The organism is Mesorhizobium sp. WSM2240, assembly GCF_040438645.1.
Lineage (GTDB): Bacteria > Pseudomonadota > Alphaproteobacteria > Rhizobiales > Rhizobiaceae > Allomesorhizobium.
In genome coordinates this window covers 5066659-5086710 of sequence record NZ_CP159253.1, presented here as the reverse complement: position 1 = coordinate 5086710, position 20052 = coordinate 5066659, and the positions used below count along the sequence as shown (strand labels likewise).

Sequence of the window (20052 nt, the reverse complement as noted above, 5' to 3'; positions counted from 1 at the left end):
TCAGGCGCCCTCGACGACGGCAAAATGGGCGTTCGAATAGGCTTGCCTGAGCTTCAGCGCCGCCTGGTACTCCGGCGAATGATAGCAGTCGAGCGCGGTCTGGTAGGATTCGAACTCGATCACGACGAGCCGCGACGCAGCCGGCCCTTCGAAGACCTGCCCCTGGCCGCCGCGCACAAGAAACTTCGCCCCGTATTTGTCGAACGCCGCTTTGTTGGCGGCGATGTATTTCGGATAGTTTTCCTGGTCGGTCACGTCGACCATCGCCATCCAGTAGCCCTTCTTGTTCATGGTCTCCACCTCAGGAAATTGGCGATCAGAGCCAGGCCCAGCGCCTGGCTCTTCTCGGGATGAAATTGCGTGCCCGCCAGATTGTCGCGCGCCACGGCCGCAGTCACCGGCCCGCCATAGTCGGTCACGGCCAGCACCTGCTCCGGGTCGGTCGCGTCCAGATGATAGGAATGGACGAAATAGGCGTGCAGTCCGCTTTCGCCGGTCGCGATGCCGTCGAACAGCGGATGCGTGTGTTTCACGTGAATCGTGTTCCAGCCGATCTGCGGGATCTTCAACGCCGGATCGGTCGGCGTGATCTCCTTCACGTCGCCTGAAATCCAGCCGAAGCCTCGCGTGACCGTCTTCTCCAGTCCGCGCTCCGACATCAGCTGCATGCCGACGCAGATTCCGAGGAACGGCCTCGCCTTGGCGATCGCGACCTCCTCGATCGCCTCGTTCATGCCTTCCACCGCAGCCAGGCCGGCGCGACAATCGGCATAGGCGCCGACGCCCGGCAGCACGATGCGGTCGGCGCTGCGCACGCGTCCGGCGTCGGCAGTCAGGTCTATCTCGGCGGCTATCCCGGCTTCCCGCGCGGCGCGCTGAAACGCCTTGGTGGCCGAGCGCAGATTGCCCGAGCCGTAATCGATGATGGCGACCCGCATGTCAGGCTCTTCCGGGATAGTTGAACAGGCCGAGCGCCGGTCCTGAGCGACGGGCCGGAACTGACTGCGGTCGCGGAGCGGGCGGGTTCGGCTCGCGTGGTGGCTCGCCGCTTTCATGCCGCTCGGCGTCGAACAGGTAACGCGCCTCGGCGTCGTCGAACGAATCCGCCTCGACCACGCCCCATTCGCGCCAGCCGCGGCGGCGCAGCGCCGCAAGGCGGAGCGCGGCACCCTCGATGCCGACATAGACCGATACCAGCAGCGACAGAAGCGTGCCGGCGAAACCAAGACCCGCGACCTCGCCAATTGCAGCAAGCACCATCGCAACCGCGAACGCAACGATCGCCTCGATCCACAGCCGGTGCCAGAGCAGCCATATCGGCGGCGTCAGGAACCCGAACAGGTGGAAGCCGTCGCGAACCAGCACGGCGTCGGCCCGGGTCGGCGGCTCCATGACGACATAAACGGCCATGGCTAGCCTCCCAGCGTGCCCTTGGTCGACGGGACCGCGTCCGGCTGGCGCGGATCGCGCTCGAGCGCCGCGCGCAGCACCCGCGCCACCGCCTTGAAGCAGGTTTCGGCGATATGATGGTTGTTGGCCCCATAAAGGTTGGCGATGTGCAGCGTTACGCCGGCGTTCTGCGCCAACGCCTGGAAGAATTCGCGCACCAGCTCGGTGTCGAACGTGCCGATCTTGGGTGAGGAGAACGCGACGTCCCAGACCAGGAAGGGCCGGCCCGAAATGTCGACCGCCGCCCGGGTCAGCGTTTCGTCCATGGCAAGGTCTATCGAGGCATAGCGCATGATGCCGCGCCGGTCGCCCAGCGCCTTGGTCAGAGCCTGACCGATGGCGATGCCGCAGTCCTCCACCGTGTGGTGGTCGTCAATGTGCAGGTCGCCCTTTGCCGTGACCTTCATGTCGATCAGCGAATGCCGCGACAATTGGTCGAGCATGTGGTCGAAGAAGCCGACGCCCGTCGCCATTTCGGAGCGGCCGGCGCCGTCGACATCGACGGAGACGACGATCTCGGTTTCCCTGGTCTTGCGGCTGATCTCGGCAGAGCGGGCGGCCATCGGCGGTCCTTGCGTTTCAGGAATGCGAGCCTTCTATCAGCATGATCCTGCGAAGGAAAGTTGACTGGCGCGCCACCGCGCCGGTCTTCGACTGTTTCGACGCCAGAATCAGCGCCAGGCTCATGGCGATTTGCATTCCGCAAGGCCTCGCATACATATGGCCGGAACCATCCTCGTCCGCGCCCTTCGCCTTTTCGGGAATCGCGCGAAATCGGAGCAAAAAATGTCGAACGAACTGACCATGCACGCCACGACCATCATCACGGTGCGCAAGGGAGGAAAAGTCGTGATCGCCGGCGACGGCCAGGTCAGCCTTGGCCAGACCATCATGAAGGGCAATGCCAAGAAGGTGCGCCGCCTCGGCAAGGGCAATGTGATGGCCGGCTTCGCGGGCGCGACCGCCGACGCCTTCACCCTGCTCGAGCGGCTCGAGGCCAAGCTCGAGCAATATCCGGAGCAACTGACACGCGCCTGCGTGGAACTCGCCAAGGACTGGCGCACCGACCGCTATCTGCGCCGGCTGGAGGCGATGATGCTGGTCGCCGACAAGAACGTATCGCTGGCTTTGACCGGCACCGGCGACGTGCTTGAACCGGAACACGGCGTGATGGCCATTGGCTCGGGCGGCAATTTCGCGCTCGCTGCCGCCCGCGCACTGCTGGACACCGACAAGGACGCGGAGGAGATCGCCCGCAGGGCGATGCAGATCGCTTCGGAGATTTGCGTCTATACGAACAGCAATTTCGTCGTCGAAACCCTCGATGCCGCCTAAGGCGCATCGCTACAGCTTCCGGCCGGTGACCGAGGCCGACCTGCCGATGATCGCCGGCTGGCTGGCAGAACCGCACGTGGCGGAATGGTGGGACGATCCCGACGAGGAGATCGTTGCAATTCGCGAACATATCGACAGCATCTCGGTCGAACCGCTCATCATCGAGCTGGACGGCAGGCCGATCGGCTACCTCCAGAGCTACGACCCGCATCTCGAAGACGACCACCCCTACCGGGACCAGCCTTTCGGCACGCTCGGCATCGACCTTTCGATCGGAGACTCGGATCTGGTCGGTATCGGCCACGGCTCGGCGATCGTGCGCCAGTTCGTCGAGGAACTTTTCGCGGAGGGGACGCCGCGTGTGATAATCGATCCGGACCCCGCAAATCTCCGGGCGATCCGCGCCTACGAAAAGGCTGGCTTCAAGGCCTTCGACACACGTACATCGGTCTACGGTCTCGCGCTGATGATGGCGCGCGACAATGAGGAGGGGGACTTTTCATGACGGTAACGCAGGCGGCCGATCCGCAAGCTTCGGAACAAAGGCGCATTTTGCTGGCCGGAATGCTCGTGGCCGCAGCGCTGATCGCGGCGCAGGGCGTCGTGCTCTACATCATGGGCCAGCCGCCGATCTGCGAATGCGGGACGGTCAAGTTCTGGCACGGCGTGACGCAGAGCAGCGAGAACAGCCAGCATCTCGCCGACTGGTACACGTTCTCGCATATCATACACGGCTTCCTGTTCTATTGGCTGCTCTGGCTGGTCATGCCGCGCGTCAATACCGGCGTCCGCCTGGCATTCGCAGTGGCGATCGAGGCGGGCTGGGAGCTTCTGGAAAACACCGACTTCATCATCAACCGCTATCGCGATGCGACGATCTCGCTCGACTATTTCGGCGACAGCATCGTCAACTCTATGTCCGACACGCTGTGGATGGTGCTGGGCTTTGCCATGGCGGCGCGCCTTCCTATATGGGTGACCGTGACCCTCGCGCTCGCCTTCGAAATAGGCGTGGGCCTCGTCATCCGCGACAACCTGACCCTCAACGTGATCATGCTGCTGCACCCGTTCGATTTCATCAAGCAGTGGCAATCCGGGCCGGTGTGATGTCATGACCGTTGCAATGAACATCCCCGTTCGCGCCATCTCGGAAAATACCTTGCAGGCCGCCGTAACGCAGGGGCTGCTGTCAGCCGAGCAGGCACAGGGCCTGCGCGATCTGGAAATCGAGCAGGCCGCGGCATCGGAACCAGAGGACGACGAGAAGCTGCGCTTCATCAGCGGCTTTGGCGATATCTTCGTTACGATTGGCCTTGCGCTCTTTCTTGGCGCCCTTACCTATTTTGCCTATGAGAGGTTCGGCCTTTTTGGAACGGCTGCCATCCTGGCTTTGACTGCCTGGGGTCTTGCCCAGTTCTTCACCCAGGCGCGGCGCATGGCTCTGCCCAGCATCGTCCTGCTGATCGTCTACGCCGTCGCGGTGTTCCTGGCGTCCTATCATGCGTTCGATGTCCTGACCGAACAGACTGCGGGTTTCCGCCCCGGCCCCGGCTTCCGCGGGCTGCGCTTCGATGATCCGCTGGCGCTCGCAGGCGCAGCGCTCGTAACCGTGGCCGGCACAGCGCTGCACTACTGGCGTTTTCGCGTACCGATTACGATCGCAGCGGGCATGCTGGCGCTTGTCGGCGCCATCGTTGGCCTGCTTTTCACGGCAGCGCCGGATTTCGTCGAATACGCGTCCAACATTATCGTGCTGATCTGCGGTCTTGCCGTGTTCGCGCTCGCCATGCACTTCGACATGAGCGACCCCCAGCGGGTGACACGCCGCACCGATATCGCCTTCTGGCTCCATCTTCTGGCGGCGCCTATGATCGTGCATCCCCTGATCCGAGGCTTTGCGCCGGATTCGGGAATGACCAGCACGGGTTCGGCCTGGGGCATCCTCGCCGTGTTCTCCGTACTTGCTGTCGTCGCAGTCGTTGTCGATCGGCGCGCCGTACTGGTCTCCGGCCTATCCTATGCCGGCATCGCTTTCGCCTCACTGGTCGGCGCGAGCGGGTTCGTCAACGGCGTCGTGCCGCTTACGGTCCTGGTGCTCGGCGCGGTCGTGCTGGTTCTAAGCGCCGAGTGGCACCGCCTGCGTAGCCTGCTGCTTGGCCTGCTGCCGCCAACTATTGCACTGCGGCTTCCCGGTTCCCATCTGCGCCACTTGCACACTTGAGTCAGTTCAAAGAGCCCATTTACTCATGACCACATTCTCCCCCCGCGAAATCGTTTCCGAACTCGACCGCTACATTATCGGCCAGAAGGACGCCAAACGCGCGGTCGCCATCGCGCTGCGCAACCGCTGGCGTCGGCAGCAGCTCGAAGGCGAGATGCGCGAAGAGGTGATGCCGAAGAACATATTGATGATCGGGCCCACCGGCGTCGGCAAGACGGAAATTTCGCGCCGCCTCGCCCGGCTGGCGGGCGCCCCCTTCATCAAGGTCGAGGCGACCAAATTCACCGAGGTCGGCTATGTCGGCCGCGATGTCGAGCAGATCATCCGCGATCTGGTCGAGGTCGCCATCGGCCTGGTGCGTGAAAAGATGCGCGAGGAGGTCAAGGCCCGCGCCCACCTCAATGCCGAGGAGCGTGTGCTGGAAGCGCTTGTCGGCAAGACGGCGAGCCCGGCGACCCGCGACAGTTTCCGCAAGAAGCTGCGCGACGGCGAACTCGACGACAAGGAGATCGAGATCGAGGTGGCCGACACCGGCAGCGGCGGCATGCCGAGCTTCGAGATTCCGGGCATGCCGGGCGCCAATATCGGCGTGATGAACATCAACGACATGCTGTCAAAGGCGATGGGCGGGCAGCGCACCAAGACACGCAAAACGACCGTGAAGGAGTCCTACTCCCACCTGATCGACGACGAGTCGGACAAGCTTCTCGACCAGGACCAGGTCGTGCAGATGGCGCTGCAGTCGGCGCAGAACGACGGCATCGTCTTCCTCGACGAAATCGACAAGATCGCCGCGCGCGACGGCGGCATGGGCGCGGGCGTCAGCCGGGAAGGCGTGCAGCGCGATTTGCTGCCGCTGGTCGAAGGCACCACGGTCGCGACCAAGTACGGACCGATCAAGACCGACCACATACTGTTCATCGCCTCCGGGGCGTTCCACGTGTCGAAGCCGTCGGATCTCCTGCCCGAACTCCAGGGCCGCCTGCCGATCCGCGTCGAGCTGCGTGCGCTGGAGAAGGACGATTTCCGCCGCATCCTGACCGAACCGCAGGCGAGCCTGATCAAGCAGTATGTCGCGCTGATGGATACCGAGGGCGTGACGCTTTCCTTCACCGACGACGCCATCGATACGCTCGCCGGCATCGCCGTCGACCTCAACGCGACACTCGAGAATATCGGCGCGCGCCGCCTGCAGACGGTGATGGAGCGGGTGCTCGACGACATCTCCTACAATGCGCCGGACCGCTCCGGCTCGGAGATCAACATCGACGCCGACTACGTCCAAAAGAATGTCGGCGATCTGTCCAAGAACACAGATTTGTCGCGATTCATCCTTTAAAGAGCCGGCGCCGGGTGGGGCCGGCGACGAGCGCCGGGCTACAGGGACTCGACTCCCAATCGGGCTTTACCTAGGTTGCACGGCTGCGGGCCATGGGGTTGCGGCGGGACATGACGAGATCATTTTCTTTGGCGGGCGCGCTGGTCCTGGCGCTTGGCGTCGGCATTGCGCAGGCGCAGATTATTGTGCCCGTGGGCAATCGGCACCTGGAACAGCCCGGAGTTCCGGGCGCGTCGGCCAAGCGCACGCAGGCAGGCAAGACCAGTTTCGATGCCAAATACCGCAAGGTCTATTCGCTGTTGCAGCGCGACCAAGGGTTGCTCTCCAAGATCAAGACGGCGGCCAATGCCTACGGCATTGACCCCGTCCACATTGCCGGCGCGATCGTCGGCGAACACACCTACAATGTCGACGCCTACGACCGGCTGCAGACCTACTACGTCAAGGCCGTGTCCTATTTGAGCAGCCGGCTGAGCTTCAGCTACGGCGAGGAAGACATCGTCGATTTTGTCGCGCGGCCGGAATTTTCAGCCTGTGCGAACGTTTCGGGCAGCTATGAAGTGTGGACCTGCCGCGAGCGCGTCTGGAACCGGGAATTCCGTGGTCGGACGGTGGAAGGCGTCTCCTATCCCGACGACCGCTTCAGCGCGACGTTCTTCCAGCCCTTCTATGCCGGGCAGACCTTCGGCATCGGCCAGCTCAACCCGCTGACCGCGCTGCAGATGAGCGATCTGGTGCATCAGGTCTCGGGTTTGCCGAAGCTCGATGCCCGGCAGCCGAACCAAGTCTACGAGACCATCATGGATCCGGACCTGACCCTGCCCTATGTGGCGGCGACCCTGAAAAAGTCGATCGACGCCTACCGGACGATCGCCGGCTTCGACATTTCTCAAAACCCCGGCATCACCGCAACGCTCTACAATGTCGGCGATCCGGAAGCGCGCGCCTACGCGCTCAAGGCCGAGAACGAGAAGCGCTTCGCGGAGGGGCAGGAGCCGAGATTTCCGGAAGAGAATTATTATGGCTGGCTCGTCAACGAGAAGCTGCCGGAACTGCGGGCTCTGTTCTAGTTCCAACTATCCGAATCAAGTCCAACGATCCGAACTTCCGTTCGAAGCTACCGCCGTTTTTCCAGCGCCGCCTCGATCTGGTCGATCAGGTCGCGGATTTCGTCAGGTTCAAGCCGGCCTATGCTAGCTGCAAGCAGGTTCGCCAGTTCGGTAGCGGCCGGTGACAGGCCCGACGTGTCGACGACAACGCGCGGATGCGACGTCTCGGCCAGCCGCTCCAGTTCCTCCGCATCGTCCCAGATGACGTTGAAGTAGCCGATGATCTTCTGCACCATCGCCCAGCTTGGCGCGCCACGGCGGCCATGTTCGAGCGCCGAGAGATAGGCGGCGCTGACGCCCAGCGCCTTGGCCATGTCTTTCTGGCTGACGCCGCGCTCGCGCCTGAGCGCCCGGATCTTCGCCCCGAACGGCGTCACGGGTTTTTCGGGGAATGGCGGCGCAGCCGGACATAGAGCGCGCCGGCGCCGCCATGATTGCGGGCGGCGTGGTCGTGGCTGCTAACGAGCGACCGGAACGGCGCGGTCGAAAGCCAGGCGGGAACCGCGCGCCGCAGCACGCCCTCGCCGCCGGACGACGAGCCCTTGCCGGTGATCACCAGCACGTAGCGTACCCCGCCGGCATGCGCCCGGTGCAGGAAGGAAAGCAGCAGCGAATAGGCCTGCTCCTGGCTCATTCCGTGCAAGTCGACGCGGCCCTCGATCGGCAGCCGGCCCTTCGCCAGCTTCTCGTGCGTCGGCTTGTCGAAGGAATGCGAAACGCCCTGCTTCGGCCGAGCGGCGGTGGAAGCGACGGGCTTGGGACGAGCCGTATCCATCGCCTCATCCATCGAGACCGGCGGAACTTCAGGTATTTCAACCGCCTGCTTTCCCGTCAGTGGCTTTGCCGAGCGGGCGACCAGGTTCCACAGCACACGGTCCTCGTCGCTGAGCTTCTTTTCGGAAGGCCTGCTCATGCCTGTTCCTCGGCCAAAGCGCGGGGGATGAGTGCGAAGAAATCCGCCCGGTTGCGCACCACGCCGGCGATCTCGCCTGCCTCGTGGCCGGAGCCCGCAAACAGGTCGCCCCGTGCCGCTCCGACTATCGCCGATCCGGTATCCTGCGCGATCAACAGCCGGCGGAAGGGCTGTCCGCCAAAGGCGGTAAGCGACGGTGCATCGATGAAGAAAGGTGTGCTGAATGTGTGCAGCAGCCGGTCCACGGCGATCGATCGGCCGGGTGTCAGCGGCACTTTGGCCGCAGCTACGGGGCCAAGCGCAGGATCGTCGACCGGCGCTTCGCGAAAGAAAATATAGGAGCGGTTCTGCTGCAGGATCTCGTCAACGCGGTCGGGATTTCGGGTGAACCATGCCCTTATCGACTGCATAGTCACCTGATTGAGCGGAATCTCGCCGCGATCGGCAAGGATCTTTCCCGGGCCGGAAAAACGCTGGCCGGATTTGCCGGCATAGGTGACGCGCCGGAGCGATCCGTCGGCCATATTGAGCCGCGCCGCGCCCTGCACATGGATGAAGAAGGCATCCACCTTACTTTCGATCCAGGCGATTTCGAGATCCTGCCCGGCAAGCGCGCCCTGTTCGATCGCGGCGCGGTCGAAATATTCGACCAACCCAGATCCGGTTTGCCTGGCGAAAGCCAGGTAAGGGTCCATCCCATCCGGGCGATTTTCATCGTCAATATCGACGAGATCTGCCGGCCGCGAAAGCAGCGGAACGCAAAAGCGCTCCGTCCGGACCAGCGACGCCTCGACCTCGGGCTCGTAAAAACCGGTGACCAGACCGGCATCCGCGTCTTCCGGCACGATGCGGGCCGGCACGAAGTGGACCTCGAAAAAGGCTTTCGACTCCGCATGGGTCAGGGATTTTGTCGCCCTGGCTGCCTCATAGGCTTCGGAGAAGCTGGAAGAATCCACGCCCAACGAACCGGAGCGGTACGGCTTCGACAGGGCATGTATGGCAGAACGCCGAAACGCGTCGAAGGCGCTGGATTGGTCGTCCGCGATCCAGCCTGGCAGATCGGCAAAGGAGACGATTTGAAAGGCGGGCGAAAGCGGCACCGACCGGACCCTCGACCGTCGAGCGTCAGTCTTCCTCTTCGGTCGCGACCAGCTTCCAGTTCGGATCGCGCGAGCGCGTGTCGCGAGCGAAGGTCCAGACATCCTTGACCTCGGCGACCGTTTCGGGATCGCCGTCTATGACGGCGCCGGCATTGTCGCGGGTGGCAGAGATCAATTCGCTGACGATGCGCAGCGTGATATGGGCCTCGCCGTTCTTCATCTCGGCCGAGACGATGTCGGCCTTGTCTATGCCGACGAATGAAGACTGGATTTTCTCGTTGCGCTTCTCACGGTCGGCGATGGCCGCGACGAAGCCGTCATAGACCTCGCGCGAAAGCAGGTTCTTCAGTGTTTTGCGATCGCCATCGGCATAGGCCATGACAATCATCTCATAGGCCATCTTGGCGCCTTCGACGAAATTCTTCGGGTCGAAGGACGGATCCGCCTCCTTGATCGAGCGAAGCCCCTTGTTCAGGTTAGTCCCTGGCTTGGCGAAGGCGTCGATGGCGGCGAAGCTTTCTTCGGTTTCGGCCGCCGTCCGCTTGCGCGGAAGGGAGACGACGTTTTCAGGTTTGGCCGCCGCATCCTTGGTACGCGCGCGGCCGGCCGTATAGGGATCGAAGGGCGGCCGCTCACTGCCGGTACGGCGTCCCAGCACGTTGCGGAGCTGAAAGAAGATCACGACAGCCGCGATCAAAAAAAATATCGTGCCGAAATCGAAGAATTCCATATCTTCCGCCAACCGATCCCGTGTTCCAGCGGGCTTGGATGGCGAGATCGCCGTCCGGCGCCGCGTCGCGCTGTTCAATCACTGCATATAGAACGCATGCCGCAATCATTCAAATCAAAGCCGTGCATACCTATCTGTGGGGCGATGCGCCAGCATTGACTGGCCCATGCCCATTCCAACTCCAGCCCCCGGCGGTTTCGTGCGTATTCCCTTCATCCCCCTCTTCCTGCTTGTGCTTCCCCTCCTGGAAATAGCAGGCTTCGTGCTGGTCGGGCGTCAGATTGGCGTTCTCGCCACGCTCGGGCTTATCGTGGCGAGCGGCATTGCCGGCGCCATGCTGCTCCGCTTCCAGGGCTTCGGGGTCATGACGCGCATCCGCCGCGACATCGAGGCCGGGCGCGACCCGGGCCGCGAGCTTGCTCACGGCATCATGATCCTCGTCGCCGGATTCTTACTGCTGATTCCCGGCTTCCTCACCGATCTTCTCGGCATACTGCTGTTCGTGCCGAAGGTGCGCGACCTCGGCTGGCGGTTCCTGAAGAGCCGCGTCAATTTCGCAACCAGTTTCTCCACGATGGGCGGCGGCTTTGCCCGGAAAGGGAGCGGCCGCACCATCGACCTCGATCCCGACGACTACTCGAAAGGGGGGTCGCCGGGGTCGCCTTGGCGACAGATAGACGAGGAGTGACGGCAAGAGCCTTTTCCTTGTCTTGACATGCCGCGCATGCTAGCGAACGCTCGATTCAAACGGGCCGCCGCGCGGCTGAACCAAGAGGACCGTAGCTGATGGCCAGCAAAGAAAAAGAAAACGAATCGGCCGGAACGCCGACCAGCGGAAACGGAAACGCCGGAACGACCCAGGCTTCGCTCAATGTGCTTGCCCAATATGTGAAGGACCTTTCCTTCGAGAGCCCCGGCGCGCCGAATTCGCTGCGCGGCCGCGACAAGGCGCCGGGCATCAATATCAGCGTCAACGTCAATGCCAATCCGCTGTCGGAGAAGGAATTCGACGTCAATCTGTCGCTGAACGCCAAGGCGGCCTTTGACAAGGACGTGCTGTTCAATGTCGAGCTGGTCTATGGCGGCGTGTTCCGCATCGAGGGATTCCCGCAGGAGCACATGCTGCCGCTGCTGTTCATCGAGTGCCCGCGGCTGCTGTTCCCCTTCGCACGCCAGATCATCGCCGAAGCGACCCGCAATGGCGGCTTCCCGCCGCTGATGCTCGACCCGATCGACTTCGCGCAGATGTTCCAGCAGAAGATGGCCGAGGACAAGACCGCTTCCAAGGTGCAGGTCAGCTGACCTTCGTACGGCCTTTGAAATGAAGAACCCGGCCTTGCGCCGGGTTTTTTATGCCTGAGCCCGCAGGCTCGACCGGTCCTGGCCTAGCTGCGCCCAAATCGACTGCTCGCCCAGTTCGGCGACAAGCCGGGCATGACTGGCGCGTTCGGCCTCCGTTAGACGCGAGGGCAGCGGCTCCGGCCGCGCCTGGATGGAAAGTTCCACGTGAATCATTGCGGCGTCGCCTGCCGGTGTGGACGCTACCGCATCAAGGATCAGCGCGGCCTGCTTGCCGCCGATAAGCTCGATATAGACTTCAGCCAGAAGCTCCGAATCGAGCAGCGCGCCGTGCTTGGTGCGGCGGCTGTTGTCGATGCCGTAGCGCCGGCAAAGCGCGTCGAGCGAGTTCGGCCCCATCGGATGCTTGCGCCGCGCCAGGGCCAAAGTGTCCACGACCCGGTCCGGTCCGATCGCCGGGGTGCCGAGCCGCCCCAGTTCGGCATTAATGAAGCCCATGTCGAAACCGGCATTGTGCGCGACCAGCTTGGCGCCATCGACGAAATCGAGGAACTGGCCGGCTATCTCCGCGAATGGCGGCTTGTCGGCAAGATCGGCGTTGCTGATTCCGTGCACGGCCTGCGCGTCCGGATGCACATCGCGGCCCTGCGGATTGATGAAAACATGGAAATTGCGGCCGGTCGGGAAGCGGTTGACGAGCTCAACACCGCCGATCTCGATGATCCGGTCGTCGCGCGCGTCGAGCCCGGTCGTTTCCGTATCGAATATGATTTCGCGCATTGGTACCGAATCACTCCACGGCCAAGCTTGGCCGCAGCGGGCTTTTTGAGCAAGGGCGGCGCTGTCAGCCCGCAGGCTTGTCCCCGGTCAAGTCGGAGATGATACGGGCGACTTCGGCCCGCGCGGCCTCCAGACCCTGGCTGCTGTCGATGATGAAATCAGCCTGCCGTCGCTTTTCGGCATCCGGGACCTGCTTGGCCAGGATGGCGTCAAGCTTCTCCTCGGTCATGCCGGGCCGAGCCAGCACGCGCTCGCGCTGGACCTCGGCCGGAGCGGTGACGACGACAACCTTGCCGACGCGGCCGCGGCCGCCGGTTTCGAACAGCAGCGGGATGTCGAGCACCACCAGCGGCGCTCCCGCATCCCGGTGGCGTGCGACGAAGGCGTCGGCGTCGGCCCTGACCAGCGGATGGATGATTGCCTCGAGCTTCTTCATCGCGTCTGGCCTGCCGAGGACTTGGGCCGCGAGCTGCGCCCGATCGACCGCTCCATCTCGCACCGTTCCCGGAAACGCCTCCTCGATCAGCGGTGCTGCCTTGCCGGCATAGAGGCGATGCACCGTCTCGTCGGAATCATGCACCGGCACGCCGGCTTCCTTGAACATTTTCGCGGTGGTCGATTTGCCCATGCCGATCGATCCAGTCAGGCCCAGCACGATCATGATGCGGGCTCAAGATCGCCGACGATCAGCCTGCGCAGTTCGGCATCGACCTCGGGTTTCCTGCCGAACCAGCGCTCGAAACCGGGAACCGCCTGATGCAGCAGCATGCCGAGCCCATCGACGGTTTTCAGCCCGCGCCGGCGCGCCGCCGCCAGCAGCGGCGTTTCGAGCGGGACATAAACGATGTCGGTAACGATCGCCCGGTCGGGCAGATTAGCCGGATCGACTGCGATTTCTGCATTGCCGTGCATGCCGAGCGCGGTGGTGTTGACGAGCAGGTCCGCGTCCTCCAGCAGCTCGGTCGCGGCCTCCGGCGCGTGGGCCGTTATGCCGGGCCCGAACTGGTCCGCCAGTTCGACGGCGCGCGCCACCGTCCGGTTGACGACCCTGATGTCGCGATAACCGCGCTGCCTGAGCGCGAAGAGCACGGCGCGAGCGGCTCCGCCGGCGCCGAGGACGACTGCGGTTCCGTGGCTTTCGGCCCAGCCGGGCGTACGTTCATCGAGATTGGCGGCAAAGCCCGCCGCATCGGTGTTGCCGCCGCAAAGCACGCCGTCCTCGAACCACAGCGTGTTCGCCGCGCCTATCTCTTCCGCCGCCTGATCGCGCCGCTCGACCAGCCGGCAGGCGGCTTCCTTGTGCGGAATGGTGACATTGCCGCCGGCATAGCCATTTTCGCGGATATGCCGAACGAAACCGGCAAAATCATCGGGCGCGACGTGGATCGCCGAATAGCTGCCGGCAATTTTATAGCGGGCGAGCCAATGGCCATGGATGGCCGGTGAGCGCGAATGAGCGACGGGGTGGCCGCAAACAAAGGCCTTTACCAGCTCAGCCATCGATAGCCCCGAATTCGTGCAGTGCGGCGAGCACCGGCAGCAGGGGCAGACCGACTATGGTGAAATAGTCGCCCTCGATCTTCTCGAACAGTTGTATGCCCTCCCCCTCGATCTGATAGGCGCCGACGCTCGACAGCGCCTTGTCGCCGACCCGCGCGAGATAGCGGCCTATGAAAGCGGGATCGAGCGCCCGCATCGTGAGGCTTGCTATGCCGACATGCCGCCAGAGCGTCTGACCGCCGCGCACCAGCACGGCGGCGCTGTTCAAATGATGCGTCCTGCCGGACAGCGCGAGCAGATGCCGGCGCGCATCCTCCATGTCCTGCGGCTTGTGGAACACACGGTCGCCGAGCGACAGCGTCTGGTCGCAGCCGAGAACCAGCGCGCCCGGATGGCTATCGCTGACATTGGCGGCCTTTGCTTCAGCCAGTATCTGGGCCACTTCTTCCGGAGTCGCTCCGCTGCCCTCCAGCGGCGCTTCCAGCGCCCGCTCGTCGACGGTCGGTGGCACGGCGCTGAATTCGATCCCGGCGTTGGCGAGGAGCGATTTTCGAAACGGGCTGCCCGAGGCAAGGATCAGTTTTTCCGGCATAACTCAGCCTTTGCTTTTCAGCGCGCCCCTACCGCGTTCGGCCGCGCAGGGCAACAATCGCCGCCGCGGTTTCCTCGATCGAGCGACGGCTGACGTCGATCATCGGCCAATTATGCCTCGTGCAGATCTGCCGCGCATAGGCCAGCTCCTCGGCGATCGCCGCTCGGTCCACATAGCCGTTGGCGTCGTAGCCGGCGGTGGAGCCAAGCACCCGGTTCTGGCGAACCTGCGAAATCCGCTCCGCCGTCGCCACCAGTCCGACGATCAGCGGCTTCTTCGCGTTCGCCAGGCTCTCGGGCAGCGGCACGCCGAGGACGATCGGGATGTTTGCGGTCTTGATGCCGCGATTGGCCAGATAGATGCTGGTCGGCGTCTTCGAAGTGCGAGAAATCCCGATCAGGACGATATCGGCTTCCTCGATGTCGGACGGCAGCTGCCCGTCATCATGCTCCATGGTGAAATTCAACGCGTCGATGCGGCGGAAGTATTCCGCGTCGAGCACATGTTGTGCGCCTACCCGGCGACCGGCCGGCGTGCCGAGATAGGATTGAAACACCGTCAACACCGGCTCGAGCACCGAGACGCATGGCAGCCCCATCTCGGCGGCCTTGGCGTCGATCTGCCCGGCAAGGTGCTGATCCACCACCGTGTAGAGCACGATACCCGGCTCCTCCTCTATATCCTCGAACACCTTCATCAGCTGCTTTTCCGTGCGGATCAGCGGATAGATGTGCTCAATCGCCCGCGCATCCTTGTATTGAGCCGACGCCGCGCGCCCGGCGGCAAGCAGCGTCTCGCCGGTGGCGTCGGAGATCAGGTGCAAATGAAAGAAGCTTTGGGGTTTGTTCACAGGATCGGCCCGGGTCTGTGGTCAAATGTGCAAAAGCTGGCCTGTTCGGCCATCGCGGCGCCGGTGACTGTATCAGAACCGGCCTTGTCCACAATTCGCGGCGCTGTCGGAATCGCTGGCGCGGTCTGGAGGACTATGGGGATAAACTTCGTGGCTCGTCGGCAATCGTCGGATCCTGCGATTTTCCGATCCAGCAAGCCATTGACCTTACAAATCAATTTCGGACCGTCCCCAGACTTTTCCAACCCACAGGCCGGACTTGCGCGACAAAATGCTGGCTGGCGCCAAGCCGCCTCTCCGGGATAGGCAGCAATTACCGATTCCAACAGACTCTTAGAATCAGAAGACTCTTTTCATAGAAATTATATTCAAGGAAAGAAGCGAGGAACGTGCCCTGATGGCCAACAGCCGCGTCATGCTGGACGTCCTGAGGGGCGAAACCGTGTTTCCGCCCCCGATATGGATGATGCGGCAGGCTGGCCGCTATCTGCCGGAGTACAGGGAACTCAGGAGGAAGGCCGGAAGCTTCCTCGACCTCTGCTACAATCCCGATTTCGCGGTCGAGGTGACGCTTCAGCCGATCAGGCGCTTCGGTTTCGACGCATCGATCCTGTTCTCCGATATCCTTGTCGTGCCGCATGCGCTCGGCCGCGACTTGTGCTTCGAAGAAGGCCGCGGGCCGGTCATGACGCCGATCCAGGCAGGGGAGGTCGAACGTCTTGATGGCCAGGCTTTCCACGGTCGCCTGGCGCCGGTCTATGAGACGGTGAAGCGGTTGCGCGCCGAACTGCCGGAAAGCACAACGCTGATCGGTTTTTGCGGCGCGCCATGGACGCTCGCAACCTACATGATTGCCGGCCACGGCACCCCCGATCAGGCTCCGGCCAGGCTTTTTGCCTATCGCGAACCGCAGGCAATGAAAAAGCTGCTGGCGACGCTGGCGGATTATTCGGCTGCCTACCTCATCCGCCAGATCGAGGCAGGCGCCGATGTGGTGCAGATATTCGATTCCTGGTCCGGCGTGCTGGACGAGGCCTGCTTCGACGCATTCTGTGTCCGGCCTGTGGCCGAGATCGTCCAGAAGGTGCGGGCCGTGCACCCCGGCGTGCCGATCATCGGCTTTCCGAAGGGCGCCGGCAGCCTCTATTCCGACTATCGCCGGCAGACCGGCGTGACCGCGCTTGGTCTGGACTGGACCGTTCCGCTGACGCAGGCGCGTGCCTTGCAGGCTCAAGGCCCTGTCCAGGGCAATCTGGACCCGCTAAGGCTTGTTGCAGGCGGTGCAGCGTTGCGAGAGGGCGTGGACGCCATCTTGCGCACGCTGGGCTCCGGTCCGCTGGTGTTCAACCTCGGCCACGGAATTACGCCCGAAACACCGATCGCGCATGTCGAGGCCATGATCAGGCAAATCAGGGACGGTTCGGGCCGATGAGCACTCCGGAAGTGCGGAAATCTGGACGCAACGCGGCAAAAAGGGCGGCCGTCGCGATAGTGGTCCTCATCGCGCTGACGGCGCTGCTCTTCGTGCTCGATCCCGACGCTCTCTATCTCTGGATAAAGGCGGTCCACGTCATCGCGGTGATCTCATGGATGGCGGGCATGCTCTATCTGCCGCGTCTCTTCATCTATCATACGGGCGCCGAGCCTGGCTCGGTCCAATCGGAAACCTTCAAGGTGATGGAGCAGCGCCTGCTGCGCGTCATCATCAACCCGGCCATGATGGTGACCTGGGTATTGGGGCTGTGGCTGGCGTGGAAGGGATTTGGCTTCTCAGGAGGATGGCTGCACGCGAAGATCGCTCTGGTGGTTGTATTATCAGGCGTGCATGGCTATTTCTCGGGTGCGGTGCGCAAGTTTGCCGAGGATCGCAACGACAGATCGGCGCGTCACTGGCGCCTGATCAACGAGGTGCCGACGGTGCTGATGATCGGCATCGTCATCCTAGTCGTCGTGAAGCCATTCTGAGCTGGTGTCACGGAAAAGCCGCCTTGCTCTTTTAGTTGCTTGGCGATAGAAGACTCATCTTCCCTTCCGCCAAGCGCCGCCCCGAAATTCGAGTTGGCCGCATCCGGCGCCCATCGCATTCGCCGATAGCTTTCCCATTTCACATTCAGAGTCCGTCCATGCAGGAAATGAAACTCCAGGAGTTCAAGAACAAGAAGCCGATCGACCTGATCGCCTTCGCCGAGTCGCTTGAGGTTGAAAACGCCAGCGTCATGCGCAAGCAGGAGTTGATGTTTGCTATCCTCAAGAAGCTCGCGGCGCAGGATGTGGAGATCATCGGCGACGGCGTGGTCGAGGTGCTGCAGGACGGTTTCGGCTTCCTGCGCTCCGCAAACGCCAATTATCTGCCGGGCCCGGACGATATCTACATCTCGCCTTCGCAGATCCGGCGCTTTTCGCTGAAGACCGGAGACACGGTCGAGGGACCGATCCGCAGCCCGAAGGAAGGTGAGCGCTATTTTGCCCTTCTCAAGGTTAACACCATCAATTTCGACGACCCTGAAAAGATTCGGCACAAGATCCATTTCGACAATCTGACGCCGCTCTATCCGAACGAGCGGCTGAAGATGGAAGTCGACAATCCTACCGGCAAGGACATTTCATCGCGCGTCATCGACCTGGTGGCGCCGATCGGCAAGGGCCAGCGCGGCCTGATCGTGGCGCAGCCGCGCACCGGCAAGACAGTGCTCCTGCAGAACATCGCCCACTCGGTGACGACCAACCACCCGGAATGTTACCTGATCGTGCTTCTGATCGATGAGCGGCCGGAGGAAGTGACCGACATGCAGCGCTCGGTGAAGGGCGAGGTCGTTTCCTCGACGTTTGACGAGCCGGCCGCGCGCCATGTCCAGGTCGCCGAAATGGTCATCGAAAAGGCCAAGCGCCTGGTCGAGCATGGCCGCGACGTGGTCATTCTGCTCGATTCGATTACCCGCCTCGGACGCGCCTACAACACGGTCGTGCCGTCATCCGGCAAGGTGCTGACCGGCGGCGTTGACGCCAATGCGCTGCAGCGGCCGAAGCGCTTCTTCGGCGCCGCACGCAACATCGAGGAAGGCGGATCGCTGACGATCATCGCGACCGCGCTGATCGATACCGGCAGCCGCATGGATGAGGTGATCTTCGAAGAGTTCAAGGGTACGGGCAACTCGGAAATCGTGCTCGACCGCAAGGTGGCCGACAAGCGCATCTTCCCGGCCATGGACATTCTCAAGTCCGGTACCCGTAAGGAAGATCTGCTCGTTCCCAAGCAGGATTTGCAGAAGATCTTCGTGCTGCGGCGTATTTTGGCGCCGATGGGTACAACCGATGCCATCGAGTTCCTGATCGACAAGCTGAAACAGACGAAGACGAACGCCGACTTCTTCGATTCGATGAATACCTAGCATTGATTCGTACCCGGAACGATTTGTTCGCGGGGCCGGCGATGGAAAAACGAGACACCATAGTCGCGCTGTCGAGTGGCCGGCTGCCGGCCGGCATCGCCGTGGTTCGCATAAGCGGCCCACAGACTCGATTCGTCCTCGAAACGATTACGGGATCGGTGCCGGAGCCGCGCCTGGCCCGCTACGGACTATTTACCAATCGGGCCGGCGCTCCTATCGATTCCGGGATAGTTTTGTTCTTCCCGGGCCCCGCCAGCTTTACCGGAGAGGATTCGGCCGAACTTCACGCGCACGGCGGTAAAGCCGTGGTTGCAGCGCTCCTGGATGCGTTGTGCACTATCGACCGCGTTCGTCCGGCCGAAGCCGGTGAATTCACCCGGCGAGCTTTTCTTAACGGCAAGGTCGATCTCCTGAAGGCTGAAGCGCTTGCCGACCTGGTCAGCGCGGAAACGGAGGCTCAGAGACGCTTTGCTGTCCTCAATTCGCGCGGGGGACACAGGGAGCTTTATGCGGGCTGGCGCCGGCGGCTCATTCACGCCCGGGCCATGATCGAAGCCGAAATGGATTTTTCCGACGAGTCGGATGTCCCGGGTTCGGTTGCAGAACAGATTTGGGCTGATATTGGTCGGATGAGCGGCGAGATACGACGCCATATTGCCGGCTTTCGCCGGGCGGAAATAATCCGCGACGGCTTCGATGTGGTCATTCTCGGTGCGCCGAACGCCGGAAAGTCGAGTCTGTTGAATGCCCTAGCGAAGCGCGATGCAGCTATTGTAACGGATGAGCCCGGAACCACGCGCGATCTCATTGAGGTTGGTCTCGATCTCGACGGCCGGAAAGTGCGCGTAACCGACACGGCCGGACTGCGCGAAGGCGGCGGAACCGTCGAAACCATAGGCATCGAAAAGGCGATCGCACGAGCGCGCGCAGCGGATCTCGTGCTGCTTTTGGAGGACCTGGCGAACCCAAGCCCGGTAGTGGGGCTGCCGAATGAATTTCCAGTGCTCCGAGTCGGCACCAAGTACGATCTTCTTCCCTCACAGCCCACATTTTCGGGGATTGAGCATGATTTATGCATTTCCGCGGCCACAGGTTACGGCCTGGACAGATTGCTGCAGGAGATTTCGGACATGGCGGAAGCTGCGCTGGAGCAAAGCGTTGACCTAATTCCTTGGCGCGAGCGCCATGTTGCCCTGCTTTCCGAGGCTTTGAATTTTCTCGATTCGGCCCACTCGGCGGAACAGGCTGGCTACGAATTGCGCGCAGAGGATCTGCGGCTCGCATCGGAGCGGATTGGTCGGATTTCCGGGGCGGTTGATGTCGAGGATTTGCTGGACGTCATCTTTTCCCAGTTCTGCATAGGCAAGTGACTCACGTGAAACACGGTTGTCGGATTTGACTCACGTGAAACTTTCTGCCTGAGAGCCGTCGTCAGGTTTCACGTGA

25 protein-coding genes are annotated in these 20052 nt (G+C 62.6%); 12 read left to right on the top strand and 13 right to left on the bottom strand.

Annotated elements, in window-relative coordinates; genetic code table 11:
* The 4 genes from ABVK50_RS25325 to hisB are packed head-to-tail and all read right to left on the bottom strand — an operon-like array spanning position 1 to position 2012.
* Entirely contained in the window at positions 1 to 291 is a 291-nt protein-coding gene (locus ABVK50_RS25325) for a DUF1330 domain-containing protein (protein WP_353643955.1), read from the bottom strand.
* On the bottom strand, positions 288 to 938 hold the full coding sequence (gene hisH, locus ABVK50_RS25320; protein WP_353643956.1) for an imidazole glycerol phosphate synthase subunit HisH: 651 nt from the start codon (positions 936 to 938) through the stop codon (positions 288 to 290). The genes ABVK50_RS25325 and hisH overlap by 4 nt, the downstream gene beginning before the upstream one ends.
* A gap of 1 nt (position 939) precedes the next feature.
* The gene (locus tag ABVK50_RS25315; protein ID WP_353643957.1) at positions 940 to 1410 is read right to left on the bottom strand and encodes a DUF2628 domain-containing protein; all 471 of its coding nucleotides are present in this window, start codon (positions 1408 to 1410) and stop codon (positions 940 to 942) included.
* Between the two features lie 2 nt (positions 1411 to 1412).
* On the bottom strand, positions 1413 to 2012 hold the full coding sequence (gene hisB / locus ABVK50_RS25310; protein ID WP_353643958.1) for an imidazoleglycerol-phosphate dehydratase HisB: 600 nt from the start codon (positions 2010 to 2012) through the stop codon (positions 1413 to 1415).
* A 223-nt stretch (positions 2013 to 2235) separates the two neighbouring features.
* On the opposite strand from hisB, the gene hslV reads away from it, so the two are divergent.
* From hslV to ABVK50_RS25280, 6 genes are all read left to right on the top strand, one after another.
* Positions 2236 to 2784 carry an ATP-dependent protease subunit HslV gene (gene hslV, locus ABVK50_RS25305; protein ID WP_353643959.1) on the top strand — a complete coding sequence of 183 codons (549 nt, stop codon included), beginning with the start codon at positions 2236 to 2238 and terminating at the stop codon, positions 2782 to 2784.
* Complete coding sequence (locus ABVK50_RS25300; protein ID WP_353643960.1) at positions 2774 to 3289, top strand: GNAT family N-acetyltransferase; 516 nt, start codon at positions 2774 to 2776, stop codon at positions 3287 to 3289. Before hslV ends, ABVK50_RS25300 begins: the two co-directional genes overlap by 11 nt.
* Positions 3290 to 3348: 59 nt before the next feature.
* Complete coding sequence (locus ABVK50_RS25295) at positions 3349 to 3891, top strand: DUF2585 domain-containing protein (RefSeq protein WP_353645818.1); 543 nt, start codon at positions 3349 to 3351, stop codon at positions 3889 to 3891.
* A gap of 4 nt (positions 3892 to 3895) precedes the next feature.
* Entirely contained in the window at positions 3896 to 5005 is a 1110-nt protein-coding gene (locus ABVK50_RS25290) for a hypothetical protein (protein WP_353643961.1), read from the top strand.
* A gap of 25 nt (positions 5006 to 5030) precedes the next feature.
* Complete coding sequence (hslU, locus tag ABVK50_RS25285) at positions 5031 to 6344, top strand: ATP-dependent protease ATPase subunit HslU (RefSeq protein ID WP_353643962.1); 1314 nt, start codon at positions 5031 to 5033, stop codon at positions 6342 to 6344.
* 110 nt (positions 6345 to 6454) lie between these two features.
* Positions 6455 to 7414, top strand: a complete 960-nt coding sequence (locus ABVK50_RS25280; protein WP_353643963.1) for a DUF1402 family protein — start codon at positions 6455 to 6457, stop codon at positions 7412 to 7414.
* Between the two features lie 47 nt (positions 7415 to 7461).
* On the opposite strand, the gene ABVK50_RS25275 is transcribed toward ABVK50_RS25280, so the two are convergent.
* The 4 genes from ABVK50_RS25275 to ABVK50_RS25260 are packed head-to-tail and all read right to left on the bottom strand — an operon-like array spanning position 7462 to position 10196.
* On the bottom strand, positions 7462 to 7830 hold the full coding sequence (locus ABVK50_RS25275; protein ID WP_353643964.1) for a helix-turn-helix transcriptional regulator: 369 nt from the start codon (positions 7828 to 7830) through the stop codon (positions 7462 to 7464).
* On the bottom strand, positions 7827 to 8366 hold the full coding sequence (locus ABVK50_RS25270; protein ID WP_353643965.1) for a Smr/MutS family protein: 540 nt from the start codon (positions 8364 to 8366) through the stop codon (positions 7827 to 7829). Before ABVK50_RS25270 ends, ABVK50_RS25275 begins: the two co-directional genes overlap by 4 nt.
* Positions 8363 to 9466, bottom strand: coding sequence for a murein transglycosylase A (locus ABVK50_RS25265; RefSeq protein ID WP_353643966.1), 1104 nt, complete (start codon positions 9464 to 9466; stop codon positions 8363 to 8365). Before ABVK50_RS25265 ends, ABVK50_RS25270 begins: the two co-directional genes overlap by 4 nt.
* 25 nt (positions 9467 to 9491) lie before the next feature.
* A complete protein-coding gene (locus tag ABVK50_RS25260) occupies positions 9492 to 10196 on the bottom strand; it encodes a Tim44/TimA family putative adaptor protein (RefSeq protein WP_353643967.1) in 705 nt (234 codons plus the stop codon).
* A gap of 199 nt (positions 10197 to 10395) precedes the next feature.
* On the opposite strand from ABVK50_RS25260, the gene ABVK50_RS25255 reads away from it, so the two are divergent.
* Positions 10396 to 10884 (top strand): FxsA family protein, encoded by a 489-nt coding sequence (locus ABVK50_RS25255; RefSeq protein WP_353645819.1) that lies wholly within the window; start codon positions 10396 to 10398, stop codon positions 10882 to 10884.
* 98 nt (positions 10885 to 10982) lie between these two features.
* Positions 10983 to 11498 carry a protein-export chaperone SecB gene (secB, locus tag ABVK50_RS25250; protein ID WP_353643968.1) on the top strand — a complete coding sequence of 172 codons (516 nt, stop codon included), beginning with the start codon at positions 10983 to 10985 and terminating at the stop codon, positions 11496 to 11498.
* A gap of 48 nt (positions 11499 to 11546) precedes the next feature.
* Here the strand turns inward: secB and dnaQ are convergent, their stop codons facing one another.
* The 5 genes from dnaQ to ABVK50_RS25225 all read right to left on the bottom strand — a co-directional run bounded on the left by dnaQ (position 11547) and on the right by ABVK50_RS25225 (position 15217).
* Positions 11547 to 12275, bottom strand: a complete 729-nt coding sequence (dnaQ, locus tag ABVK50_RS25245; RefSeq protein ID WP_353643969.1) for a DNA polymerase III subunit epsilon — start codon at positions 12273 to 12275, stop codon at positions 11547 to 11549.
* 64 nt (positions 12276 to 12339) lie between these two features.
* Positions 12340 to 12936, bottom strand: a complete 597-nt coding sequence (coaE, locus tag ABVK50_RS25240) for a dephospho-CoA kinase (RefSeq protein ID WP_353643970.1) — start codon at positions 12934 to 12936, stop codon at positions 12340 to 12342.
* The gene (locus tag ABVK50_RS25235) at positions 12933 to 13775 is read right to left on the bottom strand and encodes a shikimate dehydrogenase (RefSeq protein WP_353643971.1); all 843 of its coding nucleotides are present in this window, start codon (positions 13773 to 13775) and stop codon (positions 12933 to 12935) included. The genes coaE and ABVK50_RS25235 overlap by 4 nt, the downstream gene beginning before the upstream one ends.
* On the bottom strand, positions 13768 to 14367 hold the full coding sequence (locus tag ABVK50_RS25230) for a Maf-like protein (RefSeq protein ID WP_353643972.1): 600 nt from the start codon (positions 14365 to 14367) through the stop codon (positions 13768 to 13770). Before ABVK50_RS25230 ends, ABVK50_RS25235 begins: the two co-directional genes overlap by 8 nt.
* Positions 14368 to 14395: 28 nt before the next feature.
* Positions 14396 to 15217 carry a pyruvate, water dikinase regulatory protein gene (locus ABVK50_RS25225; protein ID WP_353643973.1) on the bottom strand — a complete coding sequence of 274 codons (822 nt, stop codon included), beginning with the start codon at positions 15215 to 15217 and terminating at the stop codon, positions 14396 to 14398.
* Between the two features lie 397 nt (positions 15218 to 15614).
* Between ABVK50_RS25225 and hemE the strand changes: the two genes are divergently transcribed.
* From hemE to mnmE, 4 genes are all read left to right on the top strand, one after another.
* A complete protein-coding gene (gene hemE / locus ABVK50_RS25220) occupies positions 15615 to 16649 on the top strand; it encodes a uroporphyrinogen decarboxylase (protein ID WP_353643974.1) in 1035 nt (344 codons plus the stop codon).
* Positions 16646 to 17182, top strand: coding sequence for a protoporphyrinogen oxidase HemJ (hemJ, locus tag ABVK50_RS25215; protein ID WP_353643975.1), 537 nt, complete (start codon positions 16646 to 16648; stop codon positions 17180 to 17182). Before hemE ends, hemJ begins: the two co-directional genes overlap by 4 nt.
* 158 nt (positions 17183 to 17340) lie before the next feature.
* On the top strand, positions 17341 to 18606 hold the full coding sequence (gene rho / locus ABVK50_RS25210) for a transcription termination factor Rho (protein ID WP_353643976.1): 1266 nt from the start codon (positions 17341 to 17343) through the stop codon (positions 18604 to 18606).
* Between the two features lie 41 nt (positions 18607 to 18647).
* Positions 18648 to 19976, top strand: a complete 1329-nt coding sequence (gene mnmE / locus ABVK50_RS25205; protein ID WP_353643977.1) for a tRNA uridine-5-carboxymethylaminomethyl(34) synthesis GTPase MnmE — start codon at positions 18648 to 18650, stop codon at positions 19974 to 19976.
* The last annotated feature ends 76 nt before the right edge of the window (positions 19977 to 20052 follow it).